Raw genomic sequence first — 18,264 nt, 5'->3', positions numbered from 1 at the left:
CTACTGGTAATTCAACGTCCAGGTCCCGCTGGCGCTGAACGGACCGTATTCAAGAGACTGGTTTTTTATCGCCGACGGTTCTGCCGCGACCCACGCCAAAAAATTCAGCGTCATCGACCCTTCAGTAATCTCTGTAACTGACGTGCTTTCATCAAGCCGGATTGCCGTGCCATCGTCTTCACTCATTCCAATCCCGATCCCCGATGCCCCGTCCTGCTCGCTGCTATCCAGCGCCAGATGATCGGTAAGCTCCGCATCTTCCTTGCCGCTGAAAGTGACCGAGATCCCGCGGAAAACCTCCGGGTTGCAGTCGCGTAACTGGATGCTGAATTTTTCCGGCTTACTGCGTCCTGAGAGATAGAGATCCTGCGTCGCGATTTGCCCGAAATCGACCTCGATTTTGTCGCCGCCGGGTGCAAGGCTGCAGGCCAGCGCTCTGATGGTGCCGTGAAAATACATATCGCCACCGACCAGTTTGGTATCAGCCTGTACCGTTGCGCCAAACAGCAGCGTACTCACCGCGATTAACGTTCTGAAAGTCATGGTATTACCCTACTGAAACTGCGCGACAACGGTGGCAGAGGCTTCAAACTCACCTTCCTTAACGCTCCCCACGCCCGGCTTTGCCACCGGTGCGGCAGTGAGATTCCAGTCGCCCTGATTCTGGTAAAAACCCTTCACGTTGTAGAACTGATTGGGCACTACGGTGCCGCCGCTCTCGTCTTTAATCATAATGCCGAGATCGTCGCGTTTCTGCCCCCCACTCAACGTGCCGAGAAGATGATCGTTAAATCCAGCCGTACCTGACGCCGTGGTGGTTTGTACACCTAAATTGATATTCAGCGCGCCCTGATCGAAGCTGCCGCCTTCACAGACCACATGTATCGGGATCGACTTGCTGTAATTGGTGCCGTTGAGTTTTGCAGCGGATCCGGGCAGATCGCCAAACTCAATGCTGATTTTGTCTCCCCGATTGAAGGTGCATTTATCCGGCACGGTAATGAGCCCGGATTTAATGACCACGCGTGAAATCGCCGTGGTTGGCGTAGGTCCCGCACCGCCCATGCGCCCGGCAACCTCCACCAGCGACTGGGAGGTGATATTGATGCCATTGATAATGGGTTTAGTGACAATAAACGTCACTTTCCCTTTTGAACCACTTTCAACGTTCGTGGCGCGTGTGTAGCCCTTACGCTTTTTGCAGCTGTTGTTACTGTTGCGGTTTGAAACGTTGGTAAAAGGCGCCTGGACGTATTTGTTATAACGTCCGGCAACCCACACCTGAACTTCCACATCCAGATACTCGTTTAACCGAAAACGGTTCGCCCCCTGATTTGAAGGCGGCATGGTGGTCGTGGTGGTGTAATAAATAGGCTCCCGAGAGATATCGGCCTGTTCGCAATAAAAATTCACCACATACCAACTGCCCAGATTCCAGGTAAAAGGCTCCGTTCTGCCGCCTACATGGTTTTTGCTGACATCCAGCGAACTCAGTTCAATATCGTACTGATGCGGCGACCCGCCCTCCGGCTCACCTTCCCCCTGTGTGAATGCATGCCCGGCCAGAGGACTGCCTGCCAGCACGACCCACAGCAGCGCTTTATGCAATACGCTCATAGATACTCCAGCTTAAGTCTGACCAGACCGTTAAATTCGCCAGCGGTCACCTCCTGCCCAAAAGATTCCAGCGCGGCAAGAAAGTGAATCGCGTTATCACCTGGTTTGAGGATCCACATGCGTTGCGGTTGATTCAGGTGGATCAACTGGTTGCGTTCGGTCAGTAGCCGAATGCCCGCACCACGCACATCGCCGCGAATACGCCCCAGATCGCTGTTTTCCGGCGCGCCTTCGGCCATCAGCGTCATCGAAACGCCACGTTCCACCGTGCTATGCGCCAGCTCCGGCATTTCGCTGGTCTGTCCGGGAAAATCCCTTAAGGTATGGCCAGAACCTTTTAAGCAGCCATTCAGGTTCAGCGTCACTAATACCGGATCGCTGCGATCGCCGCTCTGGCGAAAGCGGCTGGCGGAAATATCACCCAGATCGATGGTCTGATCGCGTGAAGCCATATCCAGCACGCACGGCGAAACGAACACCCGACCATGAAAGCGGACGTTGCCATACTCGCCGGAAACGTTGCTCATATCCTGGCGGCCGCTAGTGGCCTGAACCGGGCAGGCCATACCTGCCATCAGCAGAGCGCAAAGCATCTTTTTCATTTACGAGTCCTTTACCGGGGCTGTTGCTCCATCGGCAATGCTTTACACACATTGCCTGTGCAGCTGAATTTCAATTCAGGGTGACCGCCAAAATCGTTCACATACATCATGCTGAACTGGCTAACGCTGCCGTCGGTGACGCTGAAATCAAGCGAGGATTTTGGTGAAACCATAACCCCGGGGAAATCAGTCAGCCTGCCGCCGCCCTGCGCTTCCGGCTTACGGCTTAAACCGATCAAGGTGACGAAGTATGGCGTTGGGTTATCCACGGTCCAGCGTAGACCCTGCTTGTGAAAGACCAGTTGGTTTTGCCACACCGCGCCCGGCGTTTCCGGCACGATGGCGGTCGGACGGTAGAACAATTTGATGCGCGACTGCATCGCCAGTTGCAGCACGTTCGGCTTATCAGGCTTAGGTGGAATCTCACGCACATTCAGGTAGAACAGGCTTTCTCGATCCTGAGGAAGCGCATTAATCCCGCTGGTTTTCGTCACCCGGGCAATGCCCTTTTGCCCACCGTTAATTCGCTGTAGCGGCGGTAAGACCATCAGCGGCGAGGTAACTTTTGTTCCGTTGGCGTCTTCCACCCACGACTGGGCCAAAAACGGAATGCTCGGGCTGGTATTGGTTAAGTTCGCGCTGACAGATCGCGCATCACCGGTGATGATCATCCGGGTACGGTCGAGCGCAATACCCGCCCAGGAAGCGTTGATCTCTGCAATAAAAAGCAGGCCACAAGCCACGGGTTTGAGCCAACGCTGCACGGAGTAAAAAGCTTGATTTTTCATGACAAAATTCATTCTGGTTATTGAAATTATTCACAAGGCAACAGCACGTTACCTTCCGGGTTGAGTTGTTGTGGCACCTGTAAGTGACACTGCGCTCGTCCGCCCCAGGCCACGGAAAGACGCTCGGCTGGATTCACACCGGCAATCCAGGCCATGCCGTTTTCCATCACCATGGCGACGCTGACGCCGTTGGCGTTAAACACTTCGGCGCCAAACGGCGGGACCGAACCATCCTTCAGGCGCAGCAGCGCCATCATTTTTTGCCCCTGCGCCACGGCAAAGCGCTGATAGCCAATCGCCCCTTCCGTCAGGGTGTTGGTGACGATGGCTTTGGTCGCGGAAATATCCTCGTCCATTGCGTCCACATCGATGCGGGTATCAAAGCTGTGATAGCTGACGACGTCCGGTACCACGGCAATACCGAAGCGGTTTGAATGCGCCTGTTCGCCGTTCAGCGGTACATTCGCCACACCGTCGGTATCAACCATCACTCTGGCGGTATTCATTGACGCCTGGCTGTTGTGCAACGCCGCGCCGTGACGCGTCGCGGTAAAACCGCCGCGCATCGTGCCGCCTACGGAGAAATAGCGTGATTGCTGCCAGCTGACGTTAGATTCCAGCTCCGCCATCATGCTGCGGTGCTTGTAATAGCCATCAAATGCCGTGCGCCCTTCACCGGAAACCCCTGCGCGCAAACGCCATGGGTTGTTACGGTCGCGGTTATCGGAATACGAAACCATCTGGCTGGTCTGGTTGCCGCTGTTCTGCAACTCATAATCCATGGAGCGGCCATCGCTCCAGGGAATCGAAATTGAAAGCGAAAGACTGTCGTCCCGTTTGCCCTGATACTCAGAGCGGTAAGCCGCAAGGTTGGCGCTTATCCCTTGGATGCCCGCCAACGAAAAGCTGTGTCCCATCGACAACCCGTAACGATCCTGCGAACGACGATCCCAGTAGTTCTGGTGGGTGTAGGTCAGATACAGCGTGGTGGCTAACTGCGGATCGTCGGCAAAAAAGGTCTTGTTACCGGTGATGGTGTACATCTCTTTTTCGTTACCGGCGCTGTTGTTATTGGCATACTGCTCGTCGAGGAACTGTGAAAAAGTACGGAAGTTACGCTGTGAAAAGCGGTATCCGGCAAAGGTGATGGCGCTGTTGTATTCATCAAAGGTTTTGGCATAGCTGAGCTTAAAGGACATGCCTTTTTGTTCAGCCTGATGCTTCACACGGCTCACGGATTGCGTCGCATCCGCTGACAACGCCCCCAGCCAGCTCAAATCCCGCCCAATCCCCATCGACCAGGCGTTATAGCGCTCGCCAGTGAGCAGCGCGCCGCCGTACAGCGACCACGCATTGCTGACACCCCATGAAAAATCGCCGGTATAAAACGCAGGGCCCTGAATGTCATGGTTGTAAAGCGATGGCTTACCGACCGCGGCGTTATAGCGAACGTAGCCTGGGCGCGTCAGGTAGGGAATATCTGCGGTATTAACCTGAAAGGTTTGTACGCTGCCATCCTGTTCCTCAACGCGTACATCCAACGTGCCGCGTACCGAGCCGTGCAGATCCTGAATATTAAACGGCCCCGCAGGAACGGTGGTTTGATAGATAACACGTCCCTGCTGACTAACGGTGACCTTGGCGTTACTACGAGCGATGCCATGAACTTCAGGCGCGTAACCCTGCAAATTCGGTGGCAGCATACGCTCATCGCTGGCGAGGTTAGCCCCGGTAAAACGAACAGAATCAAAGACCTGAGAATTCAGATAGATTTCGCCAAGCGTCAGTTTTGCCGCCTGCATCGGTAATGGGCGATAAGCATAGATCTGATCCCAGTCGATACGCCCACGATTATCATCAGAAGCGTAATTGGCCTGATACTGCCCGCGAAAGCGCCACGCGCCGAGGTTAAAACCTGTTTGCCCGTAGCCAGAAAGAGAGCGGTAACGATCGCCCCCCTGCTCGTAATGTGTGGCCTGACCCGAGATGCTGTAGTCAAAAATCAGCCCCGCGACGCCATTATCCCAGCGTTCCGGCGGCGTCCAGTCTGGATCGGTATATTTCATCCATGCCTGCGGCACGGTAATGTCCAGTACGCCTGCGCTATTATTCAACGCCACACCCGGCAGATGGGAAATGTCATAACATGTCGCGCTAATCGGATGAATATAGGTCAGTGCCTCTTCTTTGAGCGCCAGTAATTCGAGTTGCTGTGGCGTCAGACACGCCATGGATTTATGCGAGTTGGCAGGATCGACGATATAGCGGATCGATTGCTGAGGAATTTCCTGGCTGTTAATACGAACATCCAGCAGATATTCACCGGGAGTCACAAAGTTGCCTTCGGAAAAACGCTGCAAATCGACATTCTGCCGGTCGCTGGCATCCAGTACGTCAGTATTAAATTCAACGGCCTCATCCGCTTCAGCCCATGCAGAGGCACAAACCAGAGTAATAAATAGCGCCAGGCGTTTTTTATCTGTTTTCAGCGTGATCATTTTCGTTCGCAAACCTTCAGATACCCGAATTGCAGTGCAGCTCAGAGATAATTCACAACAAAATGCGTGACCGCAGTAAATTCGCCGGATGTCATTCTTCCGTCACGGGAGATCAAATAAGCCGTAAAGTTGAGCGTGTTCTTCCCTGGATTAAGCACATAATCCGGTGATGGTTCGCCCAGATGAATTTGCTGTCCTTTGCTGTCGTATATTTCTATTGCTAAATTTTCAGTTTCCGACTGCACGCTCAGATAATCAGGATTGTCCCTGTCGGGCGCACCAGAAAAGGTAATATTGGCGCGTTGAAACACATTCCCGGAATGTTGAGAATCCCCTAATGAACATCCCAGCAAATGAATACTGAAATCATGCGCGGACACTTTTTCTGGTCTTCCAGAAATATCTCTGGCAGAGAGATCATCGAATTCAACCAGTAGCGATCGGTCGCGCGGATCAACATAACAGGCAGCCTCAATAATATTTCCTCGCATGCGCATTTTGCCGGGCGTACTGTTTAGACGATTGGCGCCAGCCATAACCCATGCAGGCGAGATAAAGACAAAAAGCAGTAAAATTCGCCATCCAGGCATAACCGTATTTCCTTTCAGTTATTCGCAGGAAGGGTTAAGCAGGCGCATTAATGCGCCCGCTGCGGGTAATTACTGATAGTCGATCTGGAAATTAACGGTAGATTCGAAATCACCCGGCGTTACCGCTGCAGAAGCGTTGTTTGCCTGCAGATAAGCCACGAAATCAATGTCAGTTTCGCCGTCAGTGATGTTGACCTGAGAGGCAGCTTTACCCCATTCCACATCCTGGTTGCCGCTGTCAACCATACCAATACCCGCGCCCTTTGCAGTACCAGAAGTGAATGCAGCCAGCGCGTTGTTGTCTGTATCAATTGTTGCCGGGGTATAGGTCACAGTGGCCGTTTTCGCAACGGTGGTGTCGCAGCCCTGAAGAACGATTTTGGCATGCTTAACGCCAGCACGTTGGTTGTCTTTTAACTGAGAGGTTGGGATCTCACCAAAATTAACCTGCACCGGGCTGGATTCAGGTGCCAGACCGCATGCGGAATTAACCAGAGAACCGGTGAACTGAATTTTACCGTTAGTCGGTTCAACATTTTTTGCAGCGAAAGCAGAAGAGGCAGTCAAAGTCATTCCCGCCATCAGCGCGCAGGCCACAGCCACGTTTTTCATTTTCATATTACTACTTAACCTTATATCCGTTTTTAGTTATTCCGACGATCTATTTCCGCAGACATTTAAGTCATGGAAATGCTGATCTGCAGGTGGCGGTAGCGCATATCCTTGCAAACAATCCATCTCAACCCGCCCCTTATTTTGAACATCGCTGGCATTCCATACGAAATACCGTCTACAGCTGTTCAGGCTGTTTCGGGGCTTATATTAAGTCGGCAGAAAAATGACACAATGCAAAAATACGGTATTAATCAAACTCAGGGAATCGTGTTGTATCACCGCCTGCACAACGATCGTTTACCTAAAAAATCGCCAAAATTCAGGCAACTGCTAGTGTTAATATCTATTATTTTGCGTTTTTATAGAGTTTTTATCTATCAACTATTTTTTTATTTAGTCCGGATACCAGGCAAAATGTATTTATGAAAGTTTTGTAAAAATGAAGGTGGATATCAAAACCGAGTAATGACAATAAGATAGTGACAGAGAGAAAGGAGAATGAGACATCTATAAGAAATATTAAAATATTGTTATATAAATATTAATAAAGCGATCTATGGCGCAACCATTTTTTATAAATGAATTATGTTATGCTATTGCTTCCCCCACTCGAATGCGAGATATCCTGCTTTAAAGGAGACATCAGTGATTTCTCATATACCAATAAACAAAATTAAATCCGTAATTATTGGTGATGGCTTAGTTTTCAGACCAAATAAAAATACCCTAAAAGACCTGACATCCGGTGAAATGGCCACATTGAATAATGTGGCAACGCAATTACTGCTCTATTTGTTGCAAAATGGTAAAGAGATTTCCTCGCGCGATGAAATTCTGCTGAATGTTTTCCAGCATAATGGCGCCCGGGCGACGGATGCCAATCTCAACCAGCACATTTCATTTCTGCGCAAAGCAATAACGTCAACGGGTCACCCTGCAGAGCTCATCGTCACCATTCCGCGAATGGGATTTCGGATGGGCGATGTCAATATCAATATTCAGCAACTGGAAGAGGCGCAAACACCAGCGCGAATTGCCAATGTTACAACGAAGCTCAACAAAAAGAACCGGAACCGATGGCCTGTCGCAATAACAACGTTAATCACCGGCCTCGCAGTGCTGGCGACAGCGTGGTTAACATGGATACCCAATGAAATCGCCATGACGGACGCAGCTATTCTGCGAACAATCGACTACGAGCAATGCCGGGTACATATATTAGGGAATGCTCTCACCGATACCATAACTGAAAAGAAAGCGCTGGATATATTCAAGTCAGTGGGTATTAACCCAAACTGTTCGCATCCAAAAGATCTCTATCTTAATACGTGGGCGAGCAACCATAACCTGGTTGAGTGGTCGTTTGCCGCTGAATGCGGACTAAACCTCGGCTATTACCATTGCGTCAGCCAGTATCGTCATTATGAGGAATGATATGAAGCAGGAAAGCGATCACTCTCCTTTACTATGGTCAGTGGTAATTGCCATTTTTGGGCTGGCGGCCATTGCTTTTTTCATTATCGCCGGGAATGCGAAGAAACAAGAAATCAGCTTTTCATGCTCATCGGAATTCACGTCGATACTCGATATCCAAAATAGCAAAAAGGAACTCAACGGAATTATGCTGATCACTAGCTACAATTCCGGACACCTTTCATTGTCAGTACAAGGGAAATTCAAAAGTGATGATGGTGAGTTCACGGTTAACCGAAAACTGTTCTTTCGCTACGCCCGTCCGCTCGGCCATACCGCAGGCGTTTTCATGCTCACTCCCGATGGACGTGAAAAATCCCCCGATGATGACGCAACGGATGCTGTCGATTATCTCTTCTTCGACGCTTACGAACGTGCCGACAAGCTATATATGCTGAAGCACCTGAATGAGGAAACGGTTCTTATTGGCGATAACTTTTCACCCCGCTTCGCCTGCGTGATGAATCACTTCGCGGGTTAATCGCCTCTACGATATGCGTCGGGTTAAGGATGACCTGATGTGTTTCCCGCCCGGCAGCGCGGATGTATCGATACAGTGTAATGAAGGGATTGTTATTTTGGGTGGGACTAAAACGACGAAAGCCTGAATCATTTCTGATTCAGGCTTTCTGAATAGTGGCGGAATGGACGGGACTCGAACCCGCGACCCCCTGCGTGACAGGCAGGTATTCTAACCAACTGAACTACCACTCCGCGTTGTGTTCCGCTTGGGAACGAAGCGAATATTACGGATTGCCTCGCGCCTCGTCAACGCTTTTTCTCACGTTTTTAATCGTTTGCTGCAAAAATCACCCGAATGGTCATTTCTGCACTGTAATTGGGTCATCTACGCCCGCCAGAGACAACTTCCCCCCTTCTTCTGCACCAGGTCAAGCCGCGACTCATGGGCCGCTAACTCCTCATCAGTGGCAAAAACAACGCGTAGTTTGCTGGACTGCCGAACAATGCGTTGGATCCCCGTGTCATTTTGCTGCTGGCTGTCGCCTTCCATCGAGAACGCCATGGTGGTCTGCCCACCGGTCATCATCAGATAAACGTCGGCCAGAATCTGGGCATCGAGCAATGCGCCGTGCAGGGTTCGTTTACTGTTGTCTATTTCATAACGCGAGCATAACGCATCAAGGCTGTTTCGCTTGCCAGGAAACATTTTCCTTGCCAGCGCCAGGCTATCGGTTATTTTGCAAAATTCGTTGGTTTTCGGAATACCACGATTGAGCTTAGCAAACTCGTAATCCATAAAGCCGATATCAAACGATGCGTTATGGATGACCAGCTCCGCGCCGCGAATGTAGTCGAGAAACTCATCGGCCACCTCGGCAAACGTAGGCTTATCGAGCAGGAATTCGTCTGCGATGCCGTGTACGCCAAACGCTTCCGGATCCACCAGCCGATCCGGCTTCAGGTAAACGTGGAAGTTATTACCGGTCAGGCGGCGGTTCACCACTTCAACCGCACCGATCTCAATGATCTTGTGGCCTTCGTAGTGGGCGCCAATCTGGTTCATACCGGTGGTTTCGGTATCGAGGACTACCTGTCGTGTAATTCCAGTGCTCATAACGGTCATTTATGTCAGACTTATCGTTTGATTTCGATTTGCTAAAACAGGAAGTCTACCAGAGATGCTTAAACAGGTAGAAATTTTCACCGATGGTTCTTGCCTGGGAAATCCTGGGCCAGGTGGTTACGGGGCGATTTTACGCTATCGCGGACGCGAAAAAACCTTTAGTGAAGGGTACAACCTCACAACCAATAATCGCATGGAGCTGATGGCGGCAATCGTTGCGCTGGAAGCCCTGAAAGAACAGTGTGAAGTGATACTCAGTACCGACAGCCAGTATGTACGCCAGGGCATCACGCAATGGATCCACAACTGGAAGAAGCGCGGCTGGAAAACGGCAGATAAAAAACCGGTAAAGAACGTCGATCTGTGGAAACGTTTGGATGCCGCGCTGGGTCCACATCAAATCAAATGGGAATGGGTTAAAGGCCATGCGGGCCATCCGGAAAACGAACGCTGCGATGAGCTTGCGCGCGCCGCGGCAATGAGCCCCACTCAGGATGATATTGGTTATCAGGCCGAGTCTTAAGCGTCCGGTTTGCGGTATTGCCGGGTAGCGCCAACGGCCTGGCGGATTGGCGTTTTGCTTTTATTTTGTTTCATTGGGTTGAGCGTAAGCGGAATGGTGCGCTTACGTGCGACCACCAGTTGCAAACATCCCAGGGCAGGAATATGTGCGCTTAACATTTTCCCGCCCTTCTTGTTCCAGGGCAGGACATGAAAACGGCTGTAGTGCAGCACTTCAAAATTGAGTAAAGAGAGCCAGTCCAGTTGACGCATGAGGGTAAACATCCGACTGCTGTAAGGCGAGGTCTTGCGCAATACCGGCACCAGTTTACGCAGTCCCATCAGGCTTACCGGATTAAACCCGCTCAGAATCAACCAGCCGTCATCAATCAGCACGCGATCGGCTTCACGCAGTAACCGATGTGGATCGGAACACCACGGTAGCGTATGGGCCAACAAACAGACATCCACCGACTTATCGGCAAAGGGCAGATGCAAAGGATCTGCCGTTACCTGCATGGGAGACCCCAGCAAAGAAACATTTACCTGATGAGAAACCGCGCACGCTTCAGAATCGATTTCTGCGCTTAAATTACCAATTTTAAGCAGATGAAAACCGTACATTTTTGCGAACCACGGGTTAAGCTGATGCTCCAGCGCCTCACGATAGTATTCGCCCCAGGGTAAATCACCCCAGCTCACGGGCGCTACGACAGTTTGAGGGATCCTTGCCGGTTTCATCATAACCTTCCGTTTCGCTTTGAGAGGTAAGATATGAATCTTAACAGTATTCCTGCATTTCAGGACAATTACATCTGGGTCCTGTCAAACAATGACCAACATTGTCTGATTGTCGACCCGGGCGAAGCCGCCCCTGTTCTGCAAGCCATTGCAGAACATAACTGGGTGCCAGAGGCCATTCTGCTGACCCATCATCATCAGGATCACGTTGGCGGCGTGAAAGAACTCCTGCAACACTTCCCACAAATAGTGGTATACGGACCGGCTGAAACGCAAGATAAGGGAACGACGCACATAGTCGAAGATGGCGATATTGCACTCGTATTGGGGCATGAATTTAAGGTAATTGCCACGCCGGGTCACACTTTAGGACATATCTGTTACTTTAGCCAACCTTACCTGTTTTGCGGAGATACGCTCTTTTCTGGGGGCTGTGGTCGGCTTTTCGAAGGTACTGCAACGCAGATGTATCAATCACTTAAGAGAATCAGCGCTCTTCCCGATGATACTTTGATTTGTTGCGCACATGAGTACACATTAGCAAATATGAAGTTTGCTTTAAGCATCCTCCCGCACGATTCGTTCATAAATGAATATTATCGTAAAGTTAATGAGTTACGCGTAAAAAAACAAATGACACTACCCGTAATTCTGAAAAATGAGCGGCGAAATAATATTTTTTTGCGAACTGAAGATATTGATTTAATTAATGAAATAAACAAAGAAACAATATTGCAACAACCTGAAGAGCGTTTTGCCTGGTTAAGGTCAAAGAAAGATACGTTCTGACAATTCCGGGTTGCCTTTTGAAAACTTCGCCGTTATGATCGGTCGTCTTTTAAGCAACTATTGACACACACATGAAGGCAAAAGCGATATTACTCGCCTCTGTCCTGCTTGTTGGGTGCCAGAATACTGGTAACGTCCAACAGCACGCACAGAGCCTTTCTGCAGCTGGTCAAGGGGAAGCAGGAAAGTTTACAAGTCAGGCGCGATGGATGGACGATGGAACATCTATCGCTGCTGATCAAGATTTGTGGGCTTTCATTGGTGACGAGCTAAAGATGGGAATTCCGGAAAACAGCCGGATTCGCGAACAGAAACAGAAGTATTTACGCAATAAGAGCTATCTCCACGATGTAACTTTACGGGCAGAGCCGTATATGTACTGGATAGCCGGGCAGGTTAAGAAACGTAACATGCCAATGGAACTGGTACTACTACCCATAGTGGAGAGCGCTTTTGATCCTCACGCAACGTCTGGCGCCAATGCCGCAGGTATTTGGCAGATCATTCCGAGCACGGGGCGCAATTATGGTTTAAAGCAGACCCGCAATTATGATGCACGTCGCGACATTGTGGCTTCCACCACTGCCGCGCTCGACATGATGCAGCGTCTGAACAAGATGTTTGATGGCGACTGGCTGCTGACCATTGCTGCTTATAATAGCGGTGAAGGTCGCGTGATGAAGGCGATCAAAACGAACAAAGCGCGTGGTAAATCCACCGACTTCTGGTCGTTACCGTTGCCTCAGGAAACGAAGCTGTATGTGCCCAAAATGCTGGCTTTGAGCGATATTCTCAAAAACAGCAAGCGCTATGGCGTGCGTCTGCCTACAACAGACGAAAGCCGCGCATTGGCACGTGTTCGCTTGAATAGCCCGGTTGAGATGGCTCAGGTTGCCGATATGGCGGGTATATCCGTCAGCAAGCTGAAGACCTTCAATGCAGGCGTTAAAGGCTCCACGTTGGGTGCCAGCGGTCCGCAATATGTGATGGTGCCAAAGAAGCATGCAGAAAAACTGCGTGAGTCTCTGGCTTCAGGCGAAATTGCAGCCGTGCAGTCAACGCTGCTCGCGGATAACACGCCGCTGAACAGCCGTAGCTACAAGGTTCGCTCTGGCGATACGCTTTCTGGCGTTGCTTCACGTCTTGGCGTGAGCACAAAAGACCTGAAACAGTGGAACAATCTGCGTGGTTCTTCCCTGAAAGTAGGCCAAAGCCTGACGGTAGGCGCCGGAACCAGCGCGCAGCGACTGGCTAACAACAGCGATAGCATCACCTATCGTGTGCGTAAGGGCGACTCGCTGTCGAGCATTGCCAAACGTCACGGGGTTAACATCAAGGATGTGATGCGCTGGAATAGCGATACGGACAACCTGCAGCCTGGCGATCAGCTAACGTTGTTTGTGAAAAACAACGGTATGCCGGACTCCTGATAACATTGTTGAAATGAAGGCACTGGTTTCCCACAGTGCCTTTTTTATTTATCCTGCTTTATGCGCCTCTACCATTATCGTGTCGCTGGTAAACGACCCCTCTTCCTGTAATGCAAAGTAGGCCTTCACGTCAGCAGAAGCACTCTCCTGGTATAAACGAATCGCTTCGGTCAACGCCGCAGGCGTACGCATCCGCGCAACCCACGAACTGAACTCCAGAGGCAGGCGATCAGTTAACAAGGTGTCAGCAATCAGGTTGGCGTCATTGATTAAAGACAGCCACTCCCCGCTGGAATAATTGCGTACGTGCGAGGTATCACGCAACGCTTCCACGGTTTGTAACCAGATATCACGTACAGGGTGACCCGGCGACATCACATCCATCACGATCAGTACGCCGCCGGGCTTCAGGATGCGGTTCACTTCGCGCAGCGCGCGCCCGACATCATGCCAGTGATGCGCGGAATAGCGGCTAATCACCACATCAAACGCGTTATCTTCAAATGGCAGACTTTCGGCATAACCCTGGCGCGTGGAGAGGTTTTCCAGCCCCCTGTCTTTTGCCGCCTCCGCCACCACTTCAAGCATTTGTGACGATAAATCATAAGCTACGACCTGCCTGACGTGCTGCGCAGCCACAAAACTGGCATGCCCTGCTCCGCATCCCATATCCAGTAACCGGGCTTGCGGAAATGCTGACAACCTTGCGGACAGGCGTTGCAAATCGCGGCCAGAGGCATGTACCGCACTGGTCAAATAGGCATTAGCCTGAGAGCCAAACTGTTTTTCGACGTTGTCATGATGAGAGCGTGTTGTCATTGTGTTGTCCTTCGGTTGTTGTTTAATAGGAAGGGCAGCACCACTACAGGTCTGCCCTACGGCAGACCTGACACACCGTTATTGTTCAGGTTTGCCGGGACTGAATTCAACGAGTAGCGGATTGTGATCGGATGCGCGGGTGACCAGCACAGAGGCTTCACTCACGTTCAAACCACGATAGAACACAAAATCGAGAGGGCGACCAAACGCGCGTCGGCGTTGATCGTCGGTAAAGCGCACCTGGCGCAGCGACATTTCGCGCGCAAAGCGGTACAGCGCATTCATCCGTCGACGGCTCCAGGCATTGAAATCACCCGCCATGATCACCGGACCGCTATGATGGGCAATCTGATCGCCAATAGGAAGTAACTGCTTACTATAGACATCAACGCCAAGGCTGAAATTTACCGCGTGGATATTCACCACCATCAATAAACGCGTATCAGGCAACGGGTAAACTGTCACCAATGCTGATTTCGCCAGCCGTAAGATAGGCTCACGCTCGCGCAATGGACAGCAGTAAACAGGATGGGCGGCGGAGAGCGTCATAACGCCAGAGGGGTGCTGAGGCAGCACAAAGGCGGGTACCTGGTCGGCAGCGAGATAGTTAGCGGTCGCAAACTGCACCAGTTCAGGCGTGGTTTGTGCTTCCTGCAATAACACCAGATGCGCGTCTTTGCCAAAATTTTTCAGCACCGACTGCCATTCTGCACGCTGCTGCTTAAAAATATTCCATACCAGCACGCGAATACGATCTTCACTGCTTAACGGAGCGCCTGCGGGTAATGCCTGGCCAATATGCGCAAACGAGCCTGGCGGTAAAATCCGCTCTACCGGCTGTCCGGCAACATAACGCATGGCATAGGTGTTTTTTCGCACTTTAGACTTTCAAACCTCTGTAACGTCAACCAGTCCGCAGCCGGACTGGTTCTTCTGTTATAGGGATTTTAGCACTCACTTTCAACGAACAATTGCAGTTTGTTTTGTAAGTGGGCGCTTACATCAATGATTTACCCCAGAGCAATGCGTACAGGTTTATCAAGACGACCGCTGACGCCCATCAGTAAGAAAGCCACCAGAACAATGAGGGCGCCAATCCACGGCGTCTGCGCCAAACCGTAATGCTCCACCGTTTGCCCGCCAATCACTGAACCCAATGCAATACCAATGTTAAACGCTGCAATGTTGAGTCCTGATGCCACATCTACCGCATTAGGCGTGAATTGTTCAGCTTTCTGAACAACGTAGACCTGCAAACCCGGTACGTTGCCAAAGGCAAAGATCCCCATCACCAGAATAGTGACCAGTGCGGCGTACTGAGTGGATGCGGTCACCTGGAAGACCATCAGCAGAACAAACAGCGCGGCGAAAATAAATTTCAGCGCAGGAACGGCGCCATGCTTATCTGCCAGTTTGCCGCCCCAGATATTGCCGATAGCCACAGATACGCCATAGCCCAGCAAGATCCAGCTTACTGCTGCCGGAGAGAATCCAGCCAGATCCTGCATCATCGGCGCCAGGAAGGTGAATGCCGTGAATACCCCGCCATAGCCCAGCGCCGTAACGGCGTAAATCAGCAACAGACGAGGATGGGTCAGCACTTTCACCTGGTCACGAATGCTGGCGGCAGCCCGACCGGGGATGTTAGCCGGGATCAGCAGTTGGCTACTAATGAGCGCAATCACTCCTAACAGTGATACCGCAAGAAAAGTCTCGCGCCAGCCAAAATGCTGACCGATGAATGTTCCCAGCGGCACGCCCGTGACCAGCGCGACCGTTAAGCCGCCAAACATAATGGCGATCGCGGAAGCCGCTTTCTCTTTCGGCACCAGACTTGTCGCGATGGTAGAACCAATTGAGAAGAACACGCCGTGCGCTAGACCCGTCAGCAGACGGGCGACGATTAATGTCATATAGCCCGGTGCCTGCCATGCCAGCAAATTCCCCGCCGTAAACAAGACCATCAGCGCGACCAGTAACTGTTTACGCGGTAAGCGTCCGGTCAGAGCAGTCAGCACCGGCGCGCCAATAGCCACGCCCAGCGCATAGATTGAAACCAACATTCCGGCGGAAGGTAACGAGATCGCCAGTTGTTGAGCAATGGTCGGCACCAGGCCGACAATCACAAACTCAGTCGTGCCAATAGCGAAGGCACTTATTGTCAGTGCAAATAAAGCGAGAGGCATAAATAGCTCCATAACATCAGTAATCAGATGACAAGCAGTATGCCTGGATGTTTTAATGACAAAAATATTCAAAATATCAATTTAATTTTGCTTCAGGTGCAAAAATGAAAGCAACCTCCGAAGAACTTGCAATTTTTGTCGCTGTCGTGGAAAGCAGCAGCTTCAGCCGGGCGGCAGAGCAGCTCGGCCAGGCCAATTCCGCTGTCAGCCGGGCAGTTAAAAAGCTGGAGATGAAGCTCGGCGTCAGTCTGCTTAATCGTACGACCCGACAGCTGAGCCTGACTGAAGAAGGTGAGCGATACTTCAGGCGCGTGCAGCAGATACTGCAAGAAATGGCTGCAGCAGAAACGGAAATCATGGAATCACGTAATACTCCGCGCGGCTTACTGCGTATCGATGCGGCAACGCCGGTAATGCTGCATTTCCTGATGCCGCTGATCAAACCTTTTCGTGAACGGTATCCGGAAATGACGTTGTCTCTTGTCTCCTCAGAAACGTTCATCAATCTTATTGAACGAAAAGTGGATGTTGCGATACGCGCAGGCACGTTAACAGATTCAAGTCTGCGCGCGCGCCCGTTATTTACCAGCTATCGCAAGATTATCGCTTCACCTGACTATATTGCCCGCTTTGGCAAGCCTGAGAGCGTTGAAGAGTTAAAACGGCATCTGTGCCTGGGGTTTTCTGAACCCATCTCGCTCAATACCTGGCCAATAGCCTGTAGCGATGGGCAGCTCCATGAGATCGAATGTGGGATTTCTTCCAACAGCGGAGAAACGTTAAAACAGCTTTGCCTGAACGGTAACGGCATTGCATGTCTTTCAGATTATATGATTGACAAAGAGATCGAGCAGGGAGAACTGGTGGAACTGCTGGCCGATAAGCGTCTGCCGGTAGAAATGCCTTTCAGCGCCGTTTACTACAGCGATCGTGCCGTCAGTACACGTATCCGGGCATTTATCGACTTCTTAAGTGAACATATAAAAACAGCTCCCGAAGGAGCTGTGAAAGAGGGTTAAAGGGTACAAAGGGTCAGGCAATTAATCCCACTCAGGAGCCAGACCTTCCGGGCTAACCAGGCGGTCGTTGCAATCCAGTGCCGCGATCGCTGCTCTATCTTCGGCATCCAGATGCAGTTCCAGTGCCAGTAGGTTACTTGCCAGGTTTTCACGCTTGGTGGAAGAAGGAATTACTGAGTACCCTTCACCCATTGCCCATGCCAGGATAACCTGTGCCGGAGTCGCATTATGTTTAGACGCAATGCGTGCAATCACTTCATCTTTCAGCGCTTTACCGTAAGCCAGCGTCATATAAGAGGTGATGTGGATACCGTGCGCTTTCGCCCAGTCAACCACCTTGCGGCTCTGCAGATACGGAGACAGTTCAATCTGGTTAGTGGCAATATTCTCCACACCCACTGTAGCAATGGCTTTTTCCATCAGCGGAATGGTGAAGTTTGAGATGCCAATTTCGCGAGTCAGCCCTTGTTCTTTAGCTTCAAGCAATGCCTGCATAAATTCTTCGACAGACACGGCATCCCCCGGAGATGGCCAGTGGATCAGCGTCAGATCGACATAATCCGTACGAAGTTTTTTCAGGCTCTCTTTCAGGCTTGGGATCAGCTTGTCTTTGCTAAGGTTTTCAATCCAAATCTTGGTGGTGATGTACAGCTCGCTACGTGGTACGCCACTCTCAGCAATCGCCTGACCAACAGCCGCTTCATTATCATAGATTTGCGCAGTGTCGACAGCACGGTAGCCCAGTTCAAGCGCCGTTTTAACAGAAGCAATAACCACGTCGTCTTTCAGACGAAAAGTACCTAAACCGAATGCGGGGATAGTCATGAAATTCCTCTTTATTTATCAAAATGGGTTAACTGGAATCATTATGACGAACGAGAGGATCGAGAAAAAGATCGATTAAAGCAGAGGATTTTTGCTAAAACAGCAATAATCATATGACAAGCAAAGAAAAAAGCCCTGAGCGTTAGCTCAGGGCTCTTAATAAGTGGCGGAACGGACGGGACTCGA

At 50.9% G+C, this 18,264-nt stretch carries 18 protein-coding genes, 1 tRNA gene and 1 pseudogene; 6 read left to right on the top strand and 14 right to left on the bottom strand.

Annotated features, from left to right (window positions below; translation table 11 throughout):
- From FDW92_RS16680 to FDW92_RS16650, 7 genes are all read right to left on the bottom strand, one after another.
- On the bottom strand, positions 1 to 543 hold the full coding sequence (locus tag FDW92_RS16680) for a fimbrial protein (RefSeq protein ID WP_042310477.1): 543 nt from the start codon (positions 541 to 543) through the stop codon (positions 1 to 3).
- Between the two features lie 9 nt (positions 544 to 552).
- Positions 553 to 1,617: a fimbrial protein gene (locus FDW92_RS16675; protein WP_042310479.1), complete on the bottom strand. Its 1,065-nt coding sequence runs from the start codon at positions 1,615 to 1,617 to the stop codon at positions 553 to 555.
- Positions 1,614 to 2,219: a fimbrial protein gene (locus tag FDW92_RS16670; RefSeq protein ID WP_042310481.1), complete on the bottom strand. Its 606-nt coding sequence runs from the start codon at positions 2,217 to 2,219 to the stop codon at positions 1,614 to 1,616. Before FDW92_RS16670 ends, FDW92_RS16675 begins: the two co-directional genes overlap by 4 nt.
- An 11-nt stretch (positions 2,220 to 2,230) precedes the next feature.
- Positions 2,231 to 3,007 (bottom strand): fimbria/pilus periplasmic chaperone, encoded by a 777-nt coding sequence (locus FDW92_RS16665; RefSeq protein WP_042310485.1) that lies wholly within the window; start codon positions 3,005 to 3,007, stop codon positions 2,231 to 2,233.
- Positions 3,008 to 3,033: 26 nt separating this feature from the next.
- A complete protein-coding gene (locus FDW92_RS16660) occupies positions 3,034 to 5,505 on the bottom strand; it encodes a fimbria/pilus outer membrane usher protein (protein ID WP_042310487.1) in 2,472 nt (823 codons plus the stop codon).
- Positions 5,506 to 5,546: 41 nt separating this feature from the next.
- Positions 5,547 to 6,095 (bottom strand): fimbrial protein, encoded by a 549-nt coding sequence (locus FDW92_RS16655; protein ID WP_042310489.1) that lies wholly within the window; start codon positions 6,093 to 6,095, stop codon positions 5,547 to 5,549.
- Positions 6,096 to 6,164: 69 nt separating this feature from the next.
- Positions 6,165 to 6,713: a fimbrial protein gene (locus FDW92_RS16650; RefSeq protein ID WP_038637500.1), complete on the bottom strand. Its 549-nt coding sequence runs from the start codon at positions 6,711 to 6,713 to the stop codon at positions 6,165 to 6,167.
- A gap of 642 nt (positions 6,714 to 7,355) precedes the next feature.
- Between FDW92_RS16650 and FDW92_RS16645 the strand changes: the two genes are divergently transcribed.
- Positions 7,356 to 8,144 (top strand): winged helix-turn-helix domain-containing protein, encoded by a 789-nt coding sequence (locus tag FDW92_RS16645; RefSeq protein ID WP_042310492.1) that lies wholly within the window; start codon positions 7,356 to 7,358, stop codon positions 8,142 to 8,144.
- A gap of 1 nt (position 8,145) precedes the next feature.
- Positions 8,146 to 8,664 carry a hypothetical protein gene (locus tag FDW92_RS16640; protein ID WP_042310494.1) on the top strand — a complete coding sequence of 173 codons (519 nt, stop codon included), beginning with the start codon at positions 8,146 to 8,148 and terminating at the stop codon, positions 8,662 to 8,664.
- Between the two features lie 156 nt (positions 8,665 to 8,820).
- Here the strand turns inward: FDW92_RS16640 and FDW92_RS16635 are convergent.
- Together FDW92_RS16635 and dnaQ are read right to left on the bottom strand one after the other, a co-directional pair.
- Positions 8,821 to 8,897: transfer RNA gene (locus FDW92_RS16635), tRNA-Asp, on the bottom strand.
- Between the two features lie 133 nt (positions 8,898 to 9,030).
- Positions 9,031 to 9,759 carry a DNA polymerase III subunit epsilon gene (gene dnaQ / locus FDW92_RS16630; RefSeq protein WP_042310534.1) on the bottom strand — a complete coding sequence of 243 codons (729 nt, stop codon included), beginning with the start codon at positions 9,757 to 9,759 and terminating at the stop codon, positions 9,031 to 9,033.
- Here dnaQ and rnhA point away from each other — a divergent pair.
- Positions 9,713 to 10,291: pseudogene (gene rnhA / locus FDW92_RS16625) on the top strand (ribonuclease HI). The gene dnaQ and the pseudogene rnhA overlap by 47 nt on opposite strands.
- Here rnhA and FDW92_RS16620 read toward each other — a convergent pair.
- On the bottom strand, positions 10,288 to 11,010 hold the full coding sequence (locus FDW92_RS16620; RefSeq protein WP_042310496.1) for a class I SAM-dependent methyltransferase: 723 nt from the start codon (positions 11,008 to 11,010) through the stop codon (positions 10,288 to 10,290). The pseudogene rnhA and the gene FDW92_RS16620 overlap by 4 nt on opposite strands.
- Positions 11,011 to 11,043: 33 nt before the next feature.
- Here FDW92_RS16620 and gloB point away from each other — a divergent pair, with 33 nt between their 5' ends.
- Both gloB and mltD read left to right on the top strand, forming a co-directional pair.
- Entirely contained in the window at positions 11,044 to 11,799 is a 756-nt protein-coding gene (gloB, locus tag FDW92_RS16615; RefSeq protein ID WP_042310498.1) for a hydroxyacylglutathione hydrolase, read from the top strand.
- 71 nt (positions 11,800 to 11,870) lie between these two features.
- Positions 11,871 to 13,229 (top strand): murein transglycosylase D, encoded by a 1,359-nt coding sequence (mltD, locus tag FDW92_RS16610; protein WP_042310500.1) that lies wholly within the window; start codon positions 11,871 to 11,873, stop codon positions 13,227 to 13,229.
- Positions 13,230 to 13,277: 48 nt separating this feature from the next.
- Here mltD and FDW92_RS16605 read toward each other — a convergent pair whose 3' ends face one another.
- From FDW92_RS16605 to FDW92_RS16595, 3 genes are all read right to left on the bottom strand, one after another.
- Entirely contained in the window at positions 13,278 to 14,048 is a 771-nt protein-coding gene (locus tag FDW92_RS16605) for a class I SAM-dependent methyltransferase (RefSeq protein WP_042310502.1), read from the bottom strand.
- Between the two features lie 78 nt (positions 14,049 to 14,126).
- A complete protein-coding gene (locus FDW92_RS16600; protein WP_038637479.1) occupies positions 14,127 to 14,927 on the bottom strand; it encodes an endonuclease/exonuclease/phosphatase family protein in 801 nt (266 codons plus the stop codon).
- Between the two features lie 131 nt (positions 14,928 to 15,058).
- Positions 15,059 to 16,234 carry an MFS transporter gene (locus tag FDW92_RS16595; protein ID WP_042310505.1) on the bottom strand — a complete coding sequence of 392 codons (1,176 nt, stop codon included), beginning with the start codon at positions 16,232 to 16,234 and terminating at the stop codon, positions 15,059 to 15,061.
- A gap of 104 nt (positions 16,235 to 16,338) precedes the next feature.
- Here FDW92_RS16595 and yafC point away from each other — a divergent pair, with 104 nt between their 5' ends.
- On the top strand, positions 16,339 to 17,253 hold the full coding sequence (yafC, locus tag FDW92_RS16590) for a DNA-binding transcriptional regulator YafC (protein ID WP_042310507.1): 915 nt from the start codon (positions 16,339 to 16,341) through the stop codon (positions 17,251 to 17,253).
- Positions 17,254 to 17,274: 21 nt separating this feature from the next.
- Here the strand turns inward: yafC and dkgB are convergent, their stop codons facing one another.
- A complete protein-coding gene (gene dkgB, locus FDW92_RS16585) occupies positions 17,275 to 18,078 on the bottom strand; it encodes a 2,5-didehydrogluconate reductase DkgB (protein ID WP_042310509.1) in 804 nt (267 codons plus the stop codon).
- Positions 18,079 to 18,264 lie beyond the last annotated feature (186 nt).

Source organism: Citrobacter sp. wls706 (genome assembly GCF_005281305.1).
GTDB classification, from domain to species: domain Bacteria; phylum Pseudomonadota; class Gammaproteobacteria; order Enterobacterales; family Enterobacteriaceae; genus Citrobacter; species Citrobacter werkmanii.
This window is presented reverse-complemented; position numbering and strand designations above follow the sequence as displayed.